The following is an 18,986-nucleotide window of genomic DNA, read 5'->3' as shown; positions in this document are numbered from 1 at the left end:
CATGTCTTCGCGCAGCGCGGAAATCTCCAGGGACACCCTGGAGACCCAAATAGCCATCTCAATCAACCTGGACGGCGAGGGTCGAGGCAGTTTCGACACCGGTCTGCCCTTTCTCGACCACATGCTGGATCAGGTGGCGCGTCACGGGCTGATCGACCTCAACGTGCGGGCCACGGGCGATCTGCACATCGATGCGCATCACACCGTCGAGGACATTGGCATCACCCTCGGCCAGGCCTTTGCGCAGGCGCTGGGCGACAAGAAAGGTATCCGGCGCTACGGGCATGCCTATGTGCCGCTGGACGAGGCACTGTCGCGCGTGGTGATCGATTTTTCCGGCCGCCCCGGTCTCGAGTATCACGCCGATTATCCGCGCGCGCGCATCGGTGAGTTTGACGTCGATCTGCTGCACGAGTTTTTCCAGGGCTTCGTGAATCATGCCCAGGTCACGCTGCACATCGATTGCCTGCGCGGCCGCAATGCGCATCACATCGCGGAGACCATCTTCAAGGCCTTCGGGCGCGCCCTGCGCATGGCGCTGGAGCTTGACCCGCGGGTCACGGGCGTTCCCTCCACCAAAGGCAGTCTCTGATCCGCTAACGTCGGCGCAAGCCATGCAAACCATTGCAGTCATCGATTACGGCATGGGTAACCTGCGTTCGGTCGCCAAGGCGGTCGAGGCGGTTGCAGGGCGCGACGCGCGGGTGCTGGTTACATCCGATCCCGCCGCCGTGCGCGCGGCCGACCGGGTGGTGTTCCCCGGCCAGGGTGCGGCGCGCGACTGTATGCGCGAACTCCATGCGCGGGAGCTGGAGCCGGTGATCCGCGAGGTCGCGCGTGACAAGCCGTTTCTCGGCATCTGCATGGGTATGCAGGTGCTGATGGAGCACAGCGAGGAAAACGATGGCACCGCCTGCCTGGGCATTTATCCGGGTACGGTGCGGTTTTTCGGCCACGGCCTGAAGGACGCCGCCGGCGAGCGCCTCAAGATTCCGCACATGGGGTGGAACGAGGTGCACCAGCTGCACGCGCACGCGCTGTGGAACGGCATCCCGCAGGACAGCCGTTTTTATTTCGTGCACAGTTACTACGTCGCGCCTGTGGACACCACGCTGGCGGCCGCGACGACTGACTACGGCCGCAACTTTACCTCCGCGCTGGCGCGTGACAACCTTTTCGCCATTCAGGCGCATCCCGAGAAAAGTGCGCAGGCCGGGCTGAAGCTATTGGAAAATTTCGTCGCATGGGACGGTTCGCCGGGCTGAATCCGTTCCCATCATCTGTATCCAGGCACTATGTAATGGGGCTTTGAGTCATGTTGTTGATACCCGCCATCGATCTGAAGGAAGGCAAATGTGTCCGTTTGCGCCAGGGACGAATGGACGATTCGACGGTGTTCTCCGACGACCCGGTTGCGGTCGCTAAACGTTGGGTCGAGGCGGGTGCCGAGCGCCTGCATCTCGTCGACCTGGACGGGGCCTTCGCGGGCCGGCCCAAGAACATGGCCGTGATCGAACGTATCGTGACCGCGTTTCCGGAAATACCGATCCAGGCCGGCGGCGGCATACGCGATGCCGACACCGTTCAGAGCTACCTGGATGCGGGGGTCCAGTACACCATTATCGGCACACGGGCCGTGAGCGAGCCGCATTTCGTCAACGACCTGTGCCTGGAATTTCCGGGACACATCATCGTCGGCCTGGATGCCAAGGACGGCAAGGTGGCGATCGACGGCTGGTCGAAGCTGTCGCAGCACGACGTGATCGACATGGCCCGGCACTTCGAGACCGACGGTGTGTCGGCCATCATCTATACCGACATCAGCCGCGACGGGATGATGCAGGGGCTGAACGTCGAGGCCACCGTGCGCCTCGCCCAGGCAGTGCATATTCCGGTAATCGCCTCCGGCGGCGTCACCAGCCTGGACGACATCCGTGCCCTGCTGGCGGTGGAGGATGAAGGAATCGACGGCGTGATTCTCGGCCGTGCCCTGTACGAGGGCGGCATCGATCTGGCTGAAGCCAGGGCCCTGGTGGAAAGCGGCGCCTGAAGCATGCTTGCCAAACGCATCATCCCCTGCCTGGACGTGGATGGCGGCCGGGTCGTCAAGGGCGTCAACTTCGTCGGCCTGCGCGATGCGGGCGACCCGGTGGAGATCGCCCGCCGCTACGACGCCGAGGGGGCGGACGAGCTGACGTTCCTCGACATCACGGCCAGTTCCGACGAACGCGAGACCATCGTGCACGTCGTCGAGGCAGTGGCCGAACAGGTTTTCATCCCGCTGACGGTCGGCGGCGGCATCCGCAGCCAGGACGATATCCGCCGCATGCTCAATGCGGGTGCAGACAAGGTGGCGATCAACACCGCCGCCGTGTTCCGGCCGGAGTTCGTGCGCGAGGCGGCCGATCGGGTCGGTTCCCAATGCATCGTAGTGGCGATCGACGCCAAACAGGTGAGCGGGGCGGAACGCGAGCCGCGCTGGGAGGTCTTTACGCACGGCGGCCGCAAGCCCACCGGCCTGGACGTCCTGGAATGGGCGCGGCGCATGGTCGATTACGGCGCCGGTGAGCTGCTGCTCACCAGCATGGACCGGGACGGGACCCGGGAGGGATTCGACCTGGAGCTGACCCGTGCGGTGTCGGATGCGGTCGAGGTTCCCGTGATCGCCTCCGGCGGGGTCGGTAACCTGCACCATCTGGCCGAGGGGGTCAGCCTGGGGCGCGCCGATGCGGTGCTGGCCGCCAGCATTTTCCATTTTGGTGAATATTCGATTACCGAGGCCAAGGAATACATGGCTGCCGAGGGGATCGAGGTGCGCCTGTGATACCATATAAAGTTCGGTAAACCCGGTCGCGCCGACTGTCGGGAACGCCTGACGGCCGGGCGTGGTCGAAGATTCAAGGCAGGCTATGCATGGCTGAAACCGAGATCCTGGCGCGTCTGGCCGCGGTGCTGGAGGCGCGCAAGCAGGCGGAACCCGGCAGTTCCTATGTGGCCGGTCTGTACGCCAAGGGGCTGGACGCCATTCTCAAGAAGATCGGCGAAGAGGCCACCGAGACGGTGATGGCCGCAAAGGACGGCGACCCTGACAAGATTGTCTACGAGGTGGCCGATTTGTGGTTTCATAGCCTGGTACTGCTGAGCCAGCAGGGCCTGGAACCAGGTCAGGTGCTGGCGGAGCTGGAACGGCGTTTCGGCACCTCGGGCATCGAGGAAAAGGCCGGTCGCGGCCAGGCCGGGTAAGGCCGTCAGGCCGCTAGTTAAGCGGTTTATCAATTCGCGGAATGTCCGCGGCGAGTCAGTTGAGAGGAGAGCATCATGGGTGCGGGTGGAATCAGTATCGGATCGCTGGTGTTGATCCTGTTGATCGTCATCGTTTTGTTCGGCACCAAAAAGCTGCGCAATATCGGTTCCGACGTCGGCGGGGCGATCAAGAGCTTCAAAAAGGCGATGAACGACGGCGAGGCGGAGGCCGGCAGCTCGGAAGAGAAGCAGGTCGAACACCGCCAGGGCCAGACCGTGGATGCGGAAGTGGTCCACAAGGAACAGCACAAAAACGACTGAACCCAACAGGTTAGGAGGTTCGAATGATTTTTCTCGATGGCGTGACTTTCGGGGCGGTGGCTTTTCTGGTCCTGCTGGGGATTCTGCTCACGGCCGGCGCCGTGATGATCCTCGGTTTCCTGGGTCTGTTCCTGAGCGGCTCCGACGAGGGTTCGCATTAATTAATCGCAACACGCCTTGCGGACGCCGCGCGCAATCGATACCGCCGGGACGCATCGGTCCAGCCTGATACCGGGCGGCCGATGTGATCCTAAGCGGGTTCCGGGCCCGCCGGTCACAACGCAGCCGCACAATTCCCGCATGCCAGATCGAGCATTATTCGATGTTTGATATCGGTTTTACCGAGCTGTTGCTGATCATGATCGTGGCCTTGATCGTGGTAGGCCCCGAGCGTTTGCCGGGGCTTGCCCGCACCATCGGTCTATGGGTCGGCAAGGCGCGCAGCTACATCAACAGCGTGCGTGACGAGGTGGAGCGTGAGCTCAATGCCGATGAGCTGAAAGGGTTGTTGCGTCGGCAGGAAGACGAGATCAACCAGTTGCGCGATCTGGTGCAGGACACCCAGCGCAAGATCAACGACGAGGTCCAGGAGACCGAGTACCTCGTACGGTCAATGGATGAGGACCGACCGGCCCCGGACAAGTCAACTGACTCGACGTCATCAACGGCAGCCAAGCCGCAGCTGAACGAGGCATCATCCGGCACCGACGCGGCGACCGAGACAGAAGACAAGCGCGCCAGCACGCATGACACAAAGCAGTAAATCCCCCGAAACAGAAAACGACGGTCTGGATGCGGAGCAGGGGCTGCTCGGGCATCTGATCGAGCTGCGCACGCGCCTCATGCGCAGCGTGCTGGTCATGCTGGTCGTGATCCTGGCGCTATACCCCTTCGACGGCCAGATATTCACCTGGCTGTCCGGTCCGCTGATCCGGCACCTGCCGCAGGGCGGGCATCTGATCGCCACCGCCGTGGCGGATACCTTTCTGGTGCCGTTCAAACTGGTGGTGGTGCTTTCCTTCGTCATCTCGCTGCCCTACATCCTGCATCAGGTCTGGAGCTTCGTAGCGCCGGGGCTGTACCGGCACGAACGGCGGCTCGCCGTGCCGCTGCTGGTGTCCAGCGTGCTGCTGTTCTATCTGGGCATGGCCTTCGCCTATTTCGTGGTCTTCCCGCTGGTGTTCGGCTTTTTCACCCGCATCGCTCCGCAGGGTGTCGAGGTGATGACCGACATGGGGCACTACCTGAATTTCGTCCTGAAGATGTTCATGGCCTTCGGGGCGGCCTTCGAGGTGCCGGTGGCCACCGTGCTGCTGGTCATGGCCGGCGTGGTGAGTCCCGACGACCTGGCGCGCAAACGCCCCTACGTTATCGTTGCCGCATTCGTTATAGGCATGCTGCTGACGCCTCCTGATATCGTGTCACAGACCATGCTGGCGCTGCCTATCTGGCTGCTGTTCGAGGTGGGGTTGGTGTTCTCGCGCATGGTCGTGCCGAAGCCGACGGATGAAACCGATGAAGACGCGGATGAAGGCGGCGACGAAGGCGGACCCTCCGACGATCAACCGCCGCCTTCATCCCCGACCGCACCGGCCGGCGGCGCAGCCGCTGCTGCGGACATCCCGGAAGAGGAATTGACCGAGGCGGAGCGTCTGACGCGCCGCTATCAGGAAGGCGCGGCCGACGCCGGGGATGACGAACCCTACCGGCCGTTGACCGATGCCGAGATGGACGCCGAGCTGGATGCCATCGAGGAAGCCGAACAGGCCGAGGAAGAAGCGGCCGAACAAGATGCATCCGATACGGAAGAGAAGCCGGAGGGCAGCCGGTCGGATAAATAGGCCGGGCGTGTCACGGTGCTGTCACCGGGGCAACGCCAGGCGATGTGATAAAATCGCGTTTCCGATTTTTACCCACATCCGAAGGCTGAAAACTCCATGGCTGAAGAACGCACCACCACGGCCCGCAAGGTGGTTCTGATCATCCTCGACGGATTCGGTGTCAATCCCAGCAAGGTGAACAACGCGGTGCACGAGGCGGCCACACCGCGTCTGGACAGTTACTTCGCCAAGTATCCGCATGCGGTGATCGAAGCGTCCGGCCGGGCGGTGGGCCTGCCGGTCGGGCAGATGGGTAATTCCGAGGTGGGCCACCTGACCATCGGTTCCGGGACCATCATTCGCCAGGATCTGGTGCGCATCGACGATGCGATCCAGGACAAGAGTTTCTTCGACAAGCCGGCCTTGATCGAGGCGGTCAACCGCGCCAAGGAGGCGGGACGGCCTTTGCATCTGCTCGGCCTGGTTTCCGACGGCGGGGTGCACAGCCATATTCGCCACCTCAACGCGCTGATCCGCATGTGCCGCAAAAAGGGCGTGCAGCCCGTGGTGCACATGATCACCGATGGCCGCGATACCCCGCCGAAATCGGCGATCAATTATCTCCCCGATCTGGAAAAGCGCCTCAACAAGGCCGAGGGCTACATCGCCACCGTGACCGGGCGCTACTACGCCATGGATCGCGACAATCGCTGGGATCGGACCAAGCTGGCCTTTGACGCCATTATTCATGGCCAGGGCAATACCGACTTCAAGGATGCCGAGAGCGCCATCCGGGCGGCCTACGAAAACGAACAGGCCGACGAGTTCATCAAGCCCTGTGTGCTCAATGCCGACGGTCTGGTAAAGGCCGGCGATCCGCTGGTGTTCTTCAATTTCCGCAACGACCGCCCGCGCCAGCTGGCTGCGGCCCTGGCGTTGGAGGAATTCGACGGTTTCGATCGCGGGGATTATCAACCGATCACCGTGACCTGTCTGACCGAGTACGATCCACGCCTGCTTTCGCCGATCGTGTTCCCGCCGGAGCGCCCCGCCACCACGCTCGCCGAGGTGGTCGCATTGGCGGGCTACAAGCAGTTTCATTGCGCCGAAACCGAGAAGTACGCCCACGTCACGTTCTTCCTCAACGGCGGCCGGGAAGAGCCCTACGCCGGCGAAGACCGCGTCATGGTGAATTCTCCGGATGTGGCGACCTATGACCAAAAGCCCGAGATGAGCGCTGCCGAGGTCGCCGACGAGGTGATCGCCGCCATGCAGTCGGACAAGTACCAGTTCGTGGTGGTGAATTTCGCCAACGGAGATATGGTCGGGCATACGGCGGTGCCGGCCGCCGTCATCCAGGCCGTCGAGACGCTGGATCGCGAGGCGGGTCGGGTGCTGGATGCGGCCGTGAGTGAGGGGTACACCGTCATGTTGACCGCCGATCACGGCAACTGCGACGAATACGTGGACCCGATTACCGGTGAGCCGCACACCCAGCACACCGTTTACCCGGTACCGTTCCTGCTGGTGGACCGCTCCAACTGGCGGCTCGCCACGGGCGCTGGATTAAGCGATCTGACGCCCACCATCCTGCAACTCATCGGCTTGCAGCAGCCCGAGGCCATGAAGGGGCGTTCGATGCTCCTTGAGGAACTGCCGCGTCCCGAGTGAGGTAGCGGGCCCTTTGGGAGTGGGGATCCGGAGATCGTATTACGGATCCTGCTCTGCAGGTTATCGCGTGCCCAGGTGTGCCTCGATCAGGGCGTCCAGGTCGCGCGCCAGGAGTTCCTCTTCTCCCAGGTTGACGACGAGCAGGCGATGCAGATGGCTGGCGCTGTCGATGTCCAGCTCGTCGAAGCTGACGCCCACAAGGTGATCATCGGCTGTTCTGACCACCTGACACGCGATCTGGATGACGTGCCGAGTGTCCAGCGCCAGTTCAAAGCGGCAGATACCGCCCGGCTCGGGAAGCGGGCGCTTGTCATCCAGCATCAGTAGCAGGGCACCCATCAGAGAGATGTCCACGATCTGAACGGCATAGGGGGTTTGGTCGAAGCTCAGAACGGCCTCGGCTGAAAATCTGACCCGATGGGTCTTGCGCTGATCTTGGCCCTGCATCGATGGCTCCTGTTGCCGGAAAGCGTCCTGCAGCGGCGACGCATTTGTTTGTGTTTCGCGTGTAAATATCCAACTTCAAATTTACAACGAAAACACGCATGCGTGGGGGCTAGGCCGGTGATTTCTTTGTCCCGAGGCAGATTGCTTTTGGTCATATTTTGGCGGTAGAGTGCCTGCGGTTCCGCGATTTCCTCGATGGGGTTTTATCAGGAGAAAGGTGGTGGAGGCGCTGACACAACAGGTCCTGCGCACCGACGCCAGCGGCATGCCGCTGGAGTGGGTCGATTATCAGGAGGCCGTAAAGCTTTATTACGCCGGCCAGGTGGCGTACACCGTCGGCCGGGCGATCTATGTCCTGCACGGCGGCTACAACAACCGCACCGGTCTGCGATCCCAGGTCGAGGTGCACTCCATCATCGCCACCGAAGGGACCAACAAGCGACTGCACAAGCACTATATGCCGCCGCTCAACAACCATACGCTTTTTAAACGCGACGACCATATCTGCATGTACTGCGGGCGCAGCTTTCGGATGCAGGACCTCTCGCGCGATCACGTCACGCCGCTCAGCCAGGGTGGTCAGGATAAATGGACCAATGTGGTGACCGCCTGCAAACGTTGCAACAACCACAAGGCCGGACGCACCCCGGAAGAGGCCGGTATGGAATTGTTGGCCATACCCTTCGAACCGACCCATGCCGAATATATCTATCTGCAGGGCAAACGCGTGCTGGCAGATCAGATGGAGTTCCTGCGCGCACATTTCCCGCGCACCAGTCCTTTGCACCGCCGGCTGGCGTGACTGACACGCAACTATCGCCAACCCCGGTCGCACGCGGCGGGGCGTTCTGTCCCGCGCCGAACGGAAACAAATCATGAAATATCTGGGTGAACAGGACTATCAGCACGGCAGTGCGATCTGTACCGGCGTGTTGCTGGTCAACCTGGGTACGCCGGAGTCGCCGACACCGAGGGCGGTGCGGCGTTATCTGCGCGAATTCCTGAGCGATCCGCGCGTGGTGGAGTATCCGCGCGCGCTGTGGTGGCTGGTGCTCAACGGGATCATTCTCAATCTGCGTCCGCGACGCAGTGCGCACGCCTACCGGCAGGTATGGACGCCGGAAGGGTCGCCGCTGCTGGCGATCTCACGTCGCCAGAAAAGCGCCCTGCAGGCGGCGCTGCGGCATCACCTGACGGGGCCGGTCGAGGTGGCGCTCGGCATGCGCTACGGCGAGCCCTCCATCGCCGAGGCGCTGGCCACCCTGAAACAGGCCGGTGCGCAACGCCTCCTGGTGGTGCCGCTTTATCCCCAGTATTCAGCGACCACTACCGGTTCGGTTTTCGATGCGGTGGCCGACGAGTTGAAACGTTGGCGCTGGGTGCCCGAACTGCGCTTCATCCAGGACTATCACGACGATCCCGGCTACATCGCCGCCCTGGCGGCCAGCGTTCGTGCCTATTGGGACGAGCACGGGCGCGGCGAATACCTGCTGATGTCCTTCCACGGGGTGCCGAAACGCTATTTCCAGGCCGGCGACCCCTATCACTGCCTGTGTCTCAAGACGGCGCGCCTGGTCGCCGAGGCATTGGAGCTGGGCGAGAACGACTGGCAGTGCACTTTCCAGTCCCGTTTCGGACGCGAGGAGTGGCTCAGACCCTATACCGACGAGACCTTACGCACGCTGCCTCAACAAGGTAAACGCCGGGTGGACGTGGTCTGTCCGGGGTTTGCGGCGGATTGCCTGGAGACTCTGGAGGAGATCGCCATGCAGAACCGGGACGTGTTTCTGGCGTCCGGTGGCGAGGCCTATCGGTATATCCCTGCGTTGAACGACAGTCCGGAACATATCGAGGCCTTGAGCGGTCTGGTGGAAAGGCACGCCCAGGGATGGCCGGAGGCGGCAGCGGATTGGGATCCGGAGGATGACCAACGGCGCCGCGCCGAGAGTGCCGCGCGGGCCCAGCGGTACGGCGCAAACCGGTAAGGAACGCCGGGGCGGCTCCATCCGCCCGGGCGATAAACGGCAAGTGGTTTTACAGGCTTTCGTGTGCCGGCGGAATCGGGTGGATGTAGGCCCAGCCCTGTGCCTCGCGGATGGTGATCTCGCCCACGCCGGACGGCACGATGGAGATGAAGGGATAGAGATCGTGACGGTCGATGTGCAGCTCACGCAGGGTGTTTGAGCACTGGGCCAGAATCACCCCTTCCTTGCGAAGATGTTCGAGCTTTTCCCTGAACCCGTTGTTCTTCACGTAGACATCGTAGCCCTTGCTGTTCGCCAGCAGTTCCACCTTGATCTTGCCCTTTAGACGTGGATCGTGCAGCAGGTTTTCGATGTTGTTGAGGGTCTTCTTGATAGCCCGGTTACCGCCGCTGTCGAGCTGGAAGATGGCGCCGTACTGCGCCTTGGTGGCCGTGGCGCCGTGAAATCCGCCCGCATGGGCGGTGCCCAGGCCGAGCAGGCCGAACAAACACAGCATGATGCTGGCGGAACGCGGCAGCTTATATCCGAGAATGTTAATCATGTCGCTACTCCTGTGGTGATGTTTTTGTGGTGTAAAAGGTTTGCCGTGTGTAATTGGGAATTCAGCAAACCCACCCTATTATGGATCAATCGTACGATGGTTTTATTCCCCACAAAGGCATTCGGACATGTCTATCGGTCTCATCATTATTGGTGACGAGTTATTGAGCGGGAAACGCCAGGACAAGCATCTGGCGCATATGATCGATCTGTTCAGGCCGCGCGGCCTGGAGCCGGCCTGGGTCAGAATGGTGGGTGACGAGCACGCCAGGCTGGTGCGGACGCTGCGGGAAAGCTTCGCCTGGGGGGATGCGGCGTTTTGTTTCGGCGGCATCGGGGCTACGCCCGACGACCTGACGCGGGCCTGTGCGGCAGAGGCTGCGGGCGTTTCGCTGGTAAGGCATGCCGAGGCGGCGCAAATCATCGAACGCCGTTTCGGGGAAGCGGCGCATCCGAACAGGATACGCATGGCGGATCTGCCGCAAGGTGCCGAACTGATTCCCAACCCCGTCAACGAGGTCCCGGGCTTTTCCCTGGCCGGGCATCATTTCCTGCCGGGATTTCCCAACATGGCCTGGCCGATGGCGGAGTGGGTGCTGGAAAAACACTGCCGGCACCTGTTCCGGGCCGCCCCGGATGTGGAGCGGCGGCTTCAGGTGGCCGGCGTCACCGAAAGCGAACTCATCCCCCTGATGGAGGACCTGCTCGCGCGGCATGCGTCGATCCGGCTTTCCAGCCTGCCGCATACCGGCGATCGCCGTCAGATCGAATTGGGCCTTAAGGGGGGAGTCGGTGAGGTCGAGACCGCCTGGCTCGACCTCACCGAAGCATTACGCCAGCTCGGTATCGATTGGACGGCGATTGACGAGGATCAGTAACGCCCCATTTCGACCACGGTCTGACCAAGCACCTTGTCCGGCTTGCCGTAGGCATTGAGCGTGACGGCCTGGACGGTCACGTAATACTCATGCCCCTTGCCGCCGGAACAGGGCGGCATGTAGGCGCCGGGCTTGTCCCATTTCGGATTGGCATGTGCCTTGATGAGGAAAAAGCCAGGCGGCAGGGTGAAGGTGTGTCCGGGCACCGAGGGCACGATGGTCTGCTTGACCCGGGTCGGCAGGCGGTAGCCGATCTGGCCGTGGCCGCCATGGTTCATGGGGGGATAGTCGCGGTCGCTGAACGCGAGCACCAGCGCCTGGGTGCCCTGCGGAATGTCGCTGACCTTCAGCCGTGGCGTGGAGGCCTCGCCCCCGAAGCGATGGCATTGCTGGCCGGGCGGTATGGTCTTGCCGTCCCAGGCCGGGTCGGCGAGGCTGGCCTGCAGGCCGCTGTCGGCCAGGGCGACGGACAACATCATAATGGCGAATACGGCGCTCATGGCCGCCAGGATACGACTGCGCATAATTCCCCCTTGTGCAGACTGGATTCGGGCAGGCGGCTGTGCCGCCGAGCATCAAGTATAGCCACCCTAACGTGACGATAAGGCATAAAAAAAGCCCGGCGCCGTGTGGGCGCCGGGCTGTGGTGCGGTCGGTTTACGCCTTGTGGTAACCGGTAACGCGCTCCACCTCGTTCTTGGAGCCCAGCACCACCGGCACGCGCTGGTGGATGTCTTCGGGCTGCAGATCGAGGATGCGCTCACGGCCCGTGGTGCTGGCGCCGCCGGCCTGTTCGACGATGAAGCTCATCGGGTTGGCTTCGTACATCAGGCGCAGCTTGCCGCCCAGTCCCTTGGACTTGATCTTCTCGTCGATGGGATACATGAAGATGCCGCCGCGGGTCAGGATGCGGTGTACCTCGGCGACCATGGAGGCTACCCAGCGCATATTGAAGTCTTTGCCGAGCGGACCTTCCTTGCCCTGGACGCATTCGTCGATGTAGCGCTTGACCGGGGCTTCCCAGAAGCGCTGGTTGGACATGTTGATGGCAAATTCCTGAGTGTCCTCGGGGATGGCCATGTTCGGATGGGTCAGGACGAACTCGCCGATGTCCTGGTTGAGGGTGAAGCCGTTCACGCCATGCCCGGTGGTCAGCACCATCATGGTGGAGGGGCCGTACAGCGCGTAGCCGGCACAGACCTGCTGCGTGCCGGGCTGCAGGAAATCCTTGGCGGTGGGTTTGTCTACGCCTTCCGGGCAGCGCAGCACGGAGAAGATGGTGCCGACGGAGACGTTCACGTCCATGTTGGAGGAGCCGTCCAGCGGATCGAACACCAGCAGATACTTGCCGCGGGGGGCGCCGGCCGGAATCTCGTAGATGTCCTCCATCTCCTCGGAGGCCATGGCCGCGACGTGGCCGTTGCGGTCGTTGAGATGGAGCATGATGTCGTTGGACAACACGTCCATCTTCTTCTGGGTCTCGCCCTGAATGTTCTCGCTCTCGGCGCTGCCGAGGACGCCGGCCAGGGCGCCGTGATTGACGCCATCGGAGATGGCCTTGCAGGAAGTGGCGAGGTCGTTCATGAGCAGGGTGAACTCACCGGTCGCGCCGCTGATCTTGCTCTGCTCCTTGATGATGAACTGGGTAAGCGTAGTGCCTGTGTGCATGATGATTGAGCCCTGATCGTCAAAAGAAATCGGTTTTGCCCCGTGCCGGCCGCTGAATGGCATTTTTCGACGGCCCGCTGGCCCGCCCGTTAACCAAACACGCAACTGTTTGATTTGTCTTGGCCGAACCCTCACATGTGCCGGGTTCGTGGTTCCGCCCGGGGCAGAAGGCTGCAAATGATAGCAAAAATGGGCTGGCGGAGCGGCGGGGGCGCGGCGTCCCGGTTTTACGCGGGCCTATGTTATGGTTCAGCGCGTGCCATTCGTTTTGTCTCAAGGAGCCACAGGGAGACTCCCATGCCGGCAAACGCCCTCTATGCACAGGCCGGCGGCGTAACCGCCGTCATCAACGCCACAGCCTGCGGCGTGGTCCAGACCGCCTTGGAGCGACCGGACCAGATCGGCAGCGTCTATGCTGCCCGTGAAGGCATTATCGGGGTGCTCAGGGAGGATCTGATCGACCTCGGCCGGGAGAGCGAGGCCTCGATCGCATCGCTGCGCTATCGGCCCGGCGGGGCCTTCGGCGCCTGCCGCTTCGACCTGGGTGATACCGAAACGCACCGCGATCAGTACGACCGCCTGTTGGAAGTGTTTGCGGCGCACGACATCGGTTATTTTTTCTACAACGGCGGCAATGGCTCCATGCTGACCGCGCTTAAGGTGGCGGGAATGGCGGATGCGCGCGGTTACCCCCTGCGCGTGATCGGTCTGCCGAAGACCATCGACAACGACCTCATCCACACCGACAACAGTCCCGGCTATGGTTCGGCCGCCAAGTTCATCGCCACCTCGGTGCGTGAAGCGGCGCTCGATGTCGCCTCCATGTACGGGACTTCCACGCGGGTGTTCATTCTCGAGACCATGGGACGCAATGCCGGCTGGCTGGCGGCGGCGGCCGGACTGGCCTTCGAGGAAGAGGATTCGCCGCTGATGATCCTGTTCGCCGAACGGCCGTTCGAGCACGATGATTTCCTGAAGCGCCTGCGGGCGACGGTCGACCGGCACGGATACTGCGTGGTGGCTGCGGCCGAAGGGGTACGCGACACAGAGGGAAGATTCATCTCCATCGCTCAGGACAATGCCAACCAGGACTGGATTCAACTGGGCGGGGCGGGTCCGACCATCGCGCAGATGGTGCGCCAGGAGCTCGGCTGCAAGGTGCATTGGGCCGTGGCGGATTATTTGCAGCGTTCCGCCCGCCATATCGCCTCGAAAACCGATGTCGAGCAGGCCTACGCCATGGGCCGGGCGGCGGTGGACATGGCGCTGGCGGGCGAGCATGCCGTCATGCCGGTCATCGAGCGGCTCAGCGATGAGCCTTATCGCTGGCAGGTGGGCAAGGTGTCGCTGGCGGAAGTGGCGGACCTGGAATGGAAGGTGCCTCCGGAGTTCATCCGCGGCGACGGCTATGGCATCACCGCTGCGGCACGGCGTTACCTGAAACCGCTGATCGAGGGGGAGGATCCGCCGCCGTTTCGCAATGGCCTGCCGGACTATCCGCCTTTGTGCCTGCAGCAGGTCGAGCGGAAGCTCGAGCCGTACACGTCCGCGGCCTGAGGGTGCCAGCCCGAACCCGGGAACCGGCCGGAAGGCCGTGATTATTCAGAGACGGAGGCCTGTCCTTCTCCGTTATCGAAGCGTTCCTGCAGCACGGCCTCGAGAGATTCGAGCGGTTTGACGCCGCCGCACACCGCATAGCCCTGCAGATAGTCGACCCCGATGGCCCGATAGGCTTCCGCCAGTTCCGAACTGGATACGTATTCGGCGATGGTTTCCAGCCCCATCGTATGCGCGATCTGGTTGACCGCCTCAATGGTGGCGCGACCGTCGGGGTCGTCGAGCAGGGTGGCCGACAACTGGTTGCCGAGTTTGACCTGCTGGAAATCTATTTCCTTGAGATGGGCGATGGTCGCCGGGGTGCCCGAGTAGTTGTCCAGGGCGAACCGGCAGCCGAGCACCTTCAGGGTCTGGTTGAACCAGCGGATCATGGAGGGGGCGGAAAGCGCCGTTACCTCGGAGATCTCGAAATAGAGCTTGTCGGCCGGCATGTCTGTCTGTTCGATGCTCTCGGCGATCCGTTCCGCGAAACTGACATCGGCCAGAGAGCGGTTCGCGAGATTGATGTAGATCATGAGCGGATACTTGTGGGCGAGTTCCGCCAGCTGCTTGCAGACCTGCCGTACGACCCAGGTGTCGATCTGGGGCATCATGCCGAAGCGGTCCGCCGCGGGAAGGAAACGCTCCGGCGTGATGATCTCGCCATCCGGTTTCAGCAGGCGCAGCAGGATTTCTATTCTCAGCGGTGCCTCGGGATCGGCCTTGGACGGCTGGATGTGCTGGTAATGAAGCTGGAAGTCGCCTTTCTCCAGGGCGTTGTGCAGCAGCCGGATCCATTCCATCTCGCGCCGCCGCTGAATCACCGTGTCGTCCGCGTGGGCGTGAATGGCATAGCGGTTCCGGCCGCGCTCCTTGGCTAGATAACAGGCCGCATCGGCGGAGCTGAGGATTTCCTCCATGCTCTTGGTATCGCGGTCGATGATGGCCATGCCGACGCTGGCGCCCACCTGGAATTCACGCTCATTCCAGGTGAAGGCGTGGGCGCTGATGGACTGGATGAGCTTGGAGACGATGCTCTCTGCCACTTCGCGTGTGCAATAGGTGAGAAGGATGCCGAATTCGTCCCCGCCGAGACGGGCGACGACATCGGCGCGACGCACGACCTTGGTAAGCAGTTCCGCAATCTGGACCAGCAGGGCGTCGCCGGCCCGGTGCCCGCTGGTATCGTTGACGACCTTGAACTGATCCAGGTCGATATAACAAAGCACGTGTACGTCGTCGCCGGATTTGGCGAGGTCGATGTACTCGTTTAACTGGGTTTCGAATTCACGACGATTGAGCAGGCCGGTAAGCGGGTCGTGCGTGGCCTCGTAGCTCAATTTGCGTGACAGCTGTCGCAGCGAAGTGATGTCATGCAGCAGGAAGACGAAGCCTGCCGGCGCCTCTTCTTCATCGCTGATCGGCAGGTACGATACCTGCGCGATCACTTCGTCGCCGTTCAGCTTCGACGTGCGGGTGATGAGGTGCTGCGGCAGTTCGCCCTGCTCGGCGTTGTCGAGCAGTTCCGTGAGGTCGATAACGGTGTCCTCCTCGTCCTCCTCTTCTTCGTGCAGCGTCAATATCTCGGGCAGCGGATGGCCGATGGCCTGCTCGTGCGGGATGGGGCACAGCTGCATGGCGGCATCGTTCATGAACAGCATGCGGCGTTCGGCGTCGCAGCGGAACACGGCATCCGTAATCGCATTCAGGGTGGTCTTGACCTGTTCCTTCTCCGTCCGCAGCGCGGTCTGGGCGCGAACGCGGCTGGTGATGTCGTAGAGCATGAGGTAATCGAAATCGCCTTCCGGCAGCTTGAGGTGGCTGCCGAAGATGTCGACCACGTGCCGCTTGCCGGACGCGTCGCGTTGGATCACGGTGAGGCGGTGCCGGTGAGTGAGTTCGTCCAGATTGACAGACTGCTCGCACAGTCGTTCGAACAGCATGTCCTTGAGCGCGTCTTCGGGATAGCCGTAAAACTCGATGGCGGCCGGGTTGGCTTCCATGATCCGTCCGGTCTCGGGGTCGAGCAGCAGCATGACGATGTGGCTGTTGACGAACACGTCCTTGTAGGAGGCCTCCAGTTCCTTCAGGACGTCCGGGATGGTTTCCCAGTCGGCGACCTCGATCGCGACGGTCAAAATGCAGACCTCACCGTGCAGTTCGAGCGACTCCCGGGTGAACACGAAGTGATGCGTGATGCCCTGGTTGTCGGTAAAGCTGGTGCTGCCCGATTCGTGAGGTTCCGCGAGCGCCGCACTGCCATGGGCCTCGATGCTGGGGCAGAGCGGGAATTCCTCCAGGGCCATGAACTCTTCCCGGGAATAGCCCGACATGGTCAACAACGCTTCGTTGACCTGAATCAGGCGTCCGTCCCGTACGCGCGTCAGGCACATGCCGGCGGGGCTTTTGTCGAAGAATTGCAGCCACTGTTCTTCGGATGGCAGCTGTACGAAGGCGTCCAGGCGTTGGGTGAGCTCTGAGAGGCGTTGATTCACCTGGTGCATGGCGGCACCGCCGTTCGTTCCTGTCTTGCCCGTGATGGGCATGTCGGCGGCAAGGCGGCGGCCGCGCTGAACGCTGCGCCATAACAGACTGGCCAGCAGGATGATCAGCAGCAGGTTGGCGGCGATCATGCCGGCAATGTAGGTGACCGATCGGGCGGGTTGCGATGTGGGCATGCTGAAACCGATGGCCAGGCCGGGACCGTTGCCATCCTGATCGAGAATGGCCAGGCCGATCAGGTGATCGCCGTTTGAGGAGGGCTGTGTCAGCAGGCGACCCCAATCGGTTTGACGTTCGTTGCTGAAGGTCTGCTGGAAGGTGGGCGTGATGAGGGTGAAGTCCATCTCGATGCCGGGCGGCGGCTTGCCGAGACGGGGACGCGCGAAGGCGACGATGGTTCCCTGCCCTGTGGTCTGTGGTGCGCTGGCCATGAGCATGGGTCGGCCGTTGAGCCAGTAGATCTGGCTCGCGGGTTGTGCGGCGGGTTGCGGCTGACCTTCCTGGGCAAGCAGCAGCGTCAGTGATGCCGTGGTGTCTGTGGCCGGCGAGGTGTTTCGGCCCTTGGGGTAGAGCGGTGCTACCGTGCCGTCCGCGGCGACACGGAATACGGCCGCCAGGCCGGCCGCTTTCAGGTATTCGTCCGTGGAACGGGGGTGCTCGGGATTCTTGGCGACGGCCTGAACCAGATCGACCAGACGCGTGCGTTGATCGTTCAGGGTGGAGACGGCGTTGCCCGCAAGCAGTTCCGCCATGCTCTCGTCACGGGAGTTGAGCGGCGAGACAAGCCAGTAATGGATACCGCTGTAGTCCACCCCAACCACGAGCGCAATAAACGCGATATATGCAGTGAGTGAAAGGATGCGCACGATGGCTCCCCGTTCACGTCTGCAGAGCAGCGGAGCAAAAAATATTTACGTTCATGGGTTACGACTACTTCAGTCCTTCCCGATTATTGAGAGTAACCCAAATTAATGGAGCAAACAGTATCTATGTGGGTTTTCTTTATCCGATTTTCGTAAGGTGAGTGACGAGATCGTGACAGATAGTCGACTGACTGCGTTGCATGAGAATGATTGACCAAAATATGGTCAAGATATGGGCGATATTTACGTCGAATGCGTGAGCACTAGTGTCAGGTTTTCGACAGGATGGCCGATATGAAAACCCTGCGCATAATCCACGCCCAGCTCGCGAAGGGTCTGTAGAATCTCGGCGGATTCGACATATTCGGCGATGGTCTGCAGGCCGATGGCATGACCGACTTCGTTGATGGAACGTACCATGGCGAGATCGATCGGGTCGTTCAGCAGGCTGCTGACGAAGCTGCCTTCGATCTTCAGGTAGTCGACGTGCAGGTTCTTGAGGTACTGAAAGGAGGACAGGCCGCTGCCGAAATCGTCCAACGCAAAACGGCACCCCAGCTGCTTCATTTCATGAATAAAACTACGTGCCTGGGCGAGGTTGGCGATGGCCGCGGTTTCGGTGATCTCGAAGCACAGCCTGTCCGCGATCTGCGTATCGCGCATGAGATCGTAGGCAAATGCGAGAAACCCCTCGTCGCCCAGCGAGTGCCCTGAAAGGTTGACGCTCAGGCAGACCGGCGGATTTTCGTTGCCGTGGACCCGCAGCGTGGCGGCCGCCTTGCCCAGCACCCAGCGGTCCAGGCGCGGCATGGCGCCGAAGCGTTCGGCCGCGGGGATGAAGGTTGCCGGGCAGGTGGGCGGGCCCTGGTCGTTATTCAGGCGCAACAACGCTTCGAAAAACCGTTCGCCGCTGCCATGGCCGTTGATGGGGTGAATGGGCTGGAAGTGCAGCGCGAAGCGGTCTTCGTCCAGCGCCTTGTAGATTCGCTCCACCCACAGCATTTCGTTGCGCCGATAGGCGACTTCGCTGTCGTCGATGGTATGAACGTGGGCCCGGTTGCGCCCGCTTTCCTTGGCGATGTAGCAGGCCGTGTCCGCGGCGCTCAGGATCTCCTCCATCGTACCTTCGTTACCGCTGACGGATACGATGCCGATGCTGGCGGTGATCCGGAATTGCTTGTCATCCCAGTGGAACGATGACTCGTTCAAGTGTTTCAGGACCGTATCGGCCAGTTGTATGGCCTGATCCAGGTCGTATCCGCTCAGCAGCAGTCCGAATTCGTCCCCACCGAGCCTGGCCAGCGTGTCGGTCTTGCGCACACAGGCCTGCAGTATGCCCGCTACTTCTTTGAGAAGCTGATCACCGGCGATATGACCGCTGGTGTCGTTGATCAGTTTGAACTGGTCCAGATCCAGATAGCAGAGGGTGTACGGACCTTCGTTCATCTCCGA

At 62.0% G+C, this 18,986-nt stretch carries 20 protein-coding genes; 14 read left to right on the top strand and 6 right to left on the bottom strand.

Annotated elements, in window-relative coordinates:
• The first annotated feature begins 1 nt into the window (after position 1).
• The 10 genes from hisB (at position 2) to gpmI (ending at position 7,055) form a co-directional block, all read left to right on the top strand.
• Entirely contained in the window at positions 2–592 is a 591-nt protein-coding gene (gene hisB / locus P8Y64_05610) for an imidazoleglycerol-phosphate dehydratase HisB (protein ID MEJ2059949.1), read from the top strand.
• Positions 593–614: 22 nt separating this feature from the next.
• On the top strand, positions 615–1,265 hold the full coding sequence (gene hisH / locus P8Y64_05605; protein ID MEJ2059948.1) for an imidazole glycerol phosphate synthase subunit HisH: 651 nt from the start codon (positions 615–617) through the stop codon (positions 1,263–1,265).
• 50 nt (positions 1,266–1,315) lie between these two features.
• The gene (gene hisA, locus P8Y64_05600; GenBank protein ID MEJ2059947.1) at positions 1,316–2,050 is read left to right on the top strand and encodes a 1-(5-phosphoribosyl)-5-[(5-phosphoribosylamino)methylideneamino]imidazole-4-carboxamide isomerase; all 735 of its coding nucleotides are present in this window, start codon (positions 1,316–1,318) and stop codon (positions 2,048–2,050) included.
• 3 nt (positions 2,051–2,053) lie between these two features.
• Positions 2,054–2,824 (top strand): imidazole glycerol phosphate synthase subunit HisF, encoded by a 771-nt coding sequence (gene hisF, locus P8Y64_05595; protein ID MEJ2059946.1) that lies wholly within the window; start codon positions 2,054–2,056, stop codon positions 2,822–2,824.
• An 89-nt stretch (positions 2,825–2,913) separates the two neighbouring features.
• A complete protein-coding gene (locus P8Y64_05590) occupies positions 2,914–3,243 on the top strand; it encodes a phosphoribosyl-ATP diphosphatase (GenBank protein MEJ2059945.1) in 330 nt (109 codons plus the stop codon).
• Positions 3,244–3,318: 75 nt separating this feature from the next.
• Positions 3,319–3,564 carry a twin-arginine translocase TatA/TatE family subunit gene (gene tatA / locus P8Y64_05585; GenBank protein MEJ2059944.1) on the top strand — a complete coding sequence of 82 codons (246 nt, stop codon included), beginning with the start codon at positions 3,319–3,321 and terminating at the stop codon, positions 3,562–3,564.
• 23 nt (positions 3,565–3,587) lie between these two features.
• Positions 3,588–3,725 carry a hypothetical protein gene (locus P8Y64_05580; protein ID MEJ2059943.1) on the top strand — a complete coding sequence of 46 codons (138 nt, stop codon included), beginning with the start codon at positions 3,588–3,590 and terminating at the stop codon, positions 3,723–3,725.
• 161 nt (positions 3,726–3,886) lie between these two features.
• Positions 3,887–4,327: a Sec-independent protein translocase protein TatB gene (gene tatB, locus P8Y64_05575; protein MEJ2059942.1), complete on the top strand. Its 441-nt coding sequence runs from the start codon at positions 3,887–3,889 to the stop codon at positions 4,325–4,327.
• Positions 4,311–5,405 (top strand): twin-arginine translocase subunit TatC, encoded by a 1,095-nt coding sequence (gene tatC / locus P8Y64_05570; GenBank protein ID MEJ2059941.1) that lies wholly within the window; start codon positions 4,311–4,313, stop codon positions 5,403–5,405. The genes tatB and tatC overlap by 17 nt, the downstream gene beginning before the upstream one ends.
• Positions 5,406–5,501: 96 nt before the next feature.
• Positions 5,502–7,055, top strand: coding sequence for a 2,3-bisphosphoglycerate-independent phosphoglycerate mutase (gene gpmI / locus P8Y64_05565; protein MEJ2059940.1), 1,554 nt, complete (start codon positions 5,502–5,504; stop codon positions 7,053–7,055).
• A 60-nt stretch (positions 7,056–7,115) separates the two neighbouring features.
• On the opposite strand, the gene P8Y64_05560 is transcribed toward gpmI, so the two are convergent.
• Entirely contained in the window at positions 7,116–7,502 is a 387-nt protein-coding gene (locus P8Y64_05560; protein MEJ2059939.1) for a PilZ domain-containing protein, read from the bottom strand.
• Between the two features lie 265 nt (positions 7,503–7,767).
• Here P8Y64_05560 and P8Y64_05555 point away from each other — a divergent pair, with 265 nt between their 5' ends.
• Entirely contained in the window at positions 7,768–8,304 is a 537-nt protein-coding gene (locus P8Y64_05555; GenBank protein MEJ2059938.1) for an HNH endonuclease, read from the top strand.
• A gap of 73 nt (positions 8,305–8,377) precedes the next feature.
• Positions 8,378–9,487, top strand: coding sequence for a ferrochelatase (gene hemH, locus P8Y64_05550; protein MEJ2059937.1), 1,110 nt, complete (start codon positions 8,378–8,380; stop codon positions 9,485–9,487).
• Between the two features lie 49 nt (positions 9,488–9,536).
• Here the strand turns inward: hemH and P8Y64_05545 are convergent, their stop codons facing one another.
• Positions 9,537–10,028 (bottom strand): hypothetical protein, encoded by a 492-nt coding sequence (locus P8Y64_05545; protein MEJ2059936.1) that lies wholly within the window; start codon positions 10,026–10,028, stop codon positions 9,537–9,539.
• Positions 10,029–10,155: 127 nt separating this feature from the next.
• Between P8Y64_05545 and P8Y64_05540 the strand changes: the two genes are divergently transcribed.
• Positions 10,156–10,905 carry a molybdopterin-binding protein gene (locus P8Y64_05540; protein ID MEJ2059935.1) on the top strand — a complete coding sequence of 250 codons (750 nt, stop codon included), beginning with the start codon at positions 10,156–10,158 and terminating at the stop codon, positions 10,903–10,905.
• Here P8Y64_05540 and P8Y64_05535 read toward each other — a convergent pair.
• Together P8Y64_05535 and P8Y64_05530 are read right to left on the bottom strand one after the other, a co-directional pair.
• Positions 10,899–11,429: a hypothetical protein gene (locus P8Y64_05535; protein ID MEJ2059934.1), complete on the bottom strand. Its 531-nt coding sequence runs from the start codon at positions 11,427–11,429 to the stop codon at positions 10,899–10,901. The genes P8Y64_05540 and P8Y64_05535 overlap by 7 nt on opposite strands.
• Before the next feature lie 133 nt (positions 11,430–11,562).
• Positions 11,563–12,573: a class 1 fructose-bisphosphatase gene (locus tag P8Y64_05530; GenBank protein ID MEJ2059933.1), complete on the bottom strand. Its 1,011-nt coding sequence runs from the start codon at positions 12,571–12,573 to the stop codon at positions 11,563–11,565.
• 297 nt (positions 12,574–12,870) lie between these two features.
• On the opposite strand from P8Y64_05530, the gene P8Y64_05525 reads away from it, so the two are divergent.
• Positions 12,871–14,130, top strand: coding sequence for a 6-phosphofructokinase (locus tag P8Y64_05525; GenBank protein ID MEJ2059932.1), 1,260 nt, complete (start codon positions 12,871–12,873; stop codon positions 14,128–14,130).
• A gap of 41 nt (positions 14,131–14,171) precedes the next feature.
• On the opposite strand, the gene P8Y64_05520 is transcribed toward P8Y64_05525, so the two are convergent.
• Entirely contained in the window at positions 14,172–17,537 is a 3,366-nt protein-coding gene (locus tag P8Y64_05520; GenBank protein MEJ2059931.1) for an EAL domain-containing protein, read from the bottom strand.
• Between the two features lie 240 nt (positions 17,538–17,777).
• Positions 17,778–18,986: EAL domain-containing protein (locus P8Y64_05515; GenBank protein MEJ2059930.1), on the bottom strand; the 1,209-nt coding region annotated here is incomplete at its 5' end.

This window comes from Gammaproteobacteria bacterium (genome assembly GCA_037388465.1).
Taxonomy (GTDB): Bacteria; Pseudomonadota; Gammaproteobacteria; order SpSt-1174; family SpSt-1174; genus JARRKE01.
The sequence above is the reverse complement of the archived record's forward strand: the minus strand, read 5'-3'. Positions and strand labels throughout refer to the sequence as shown.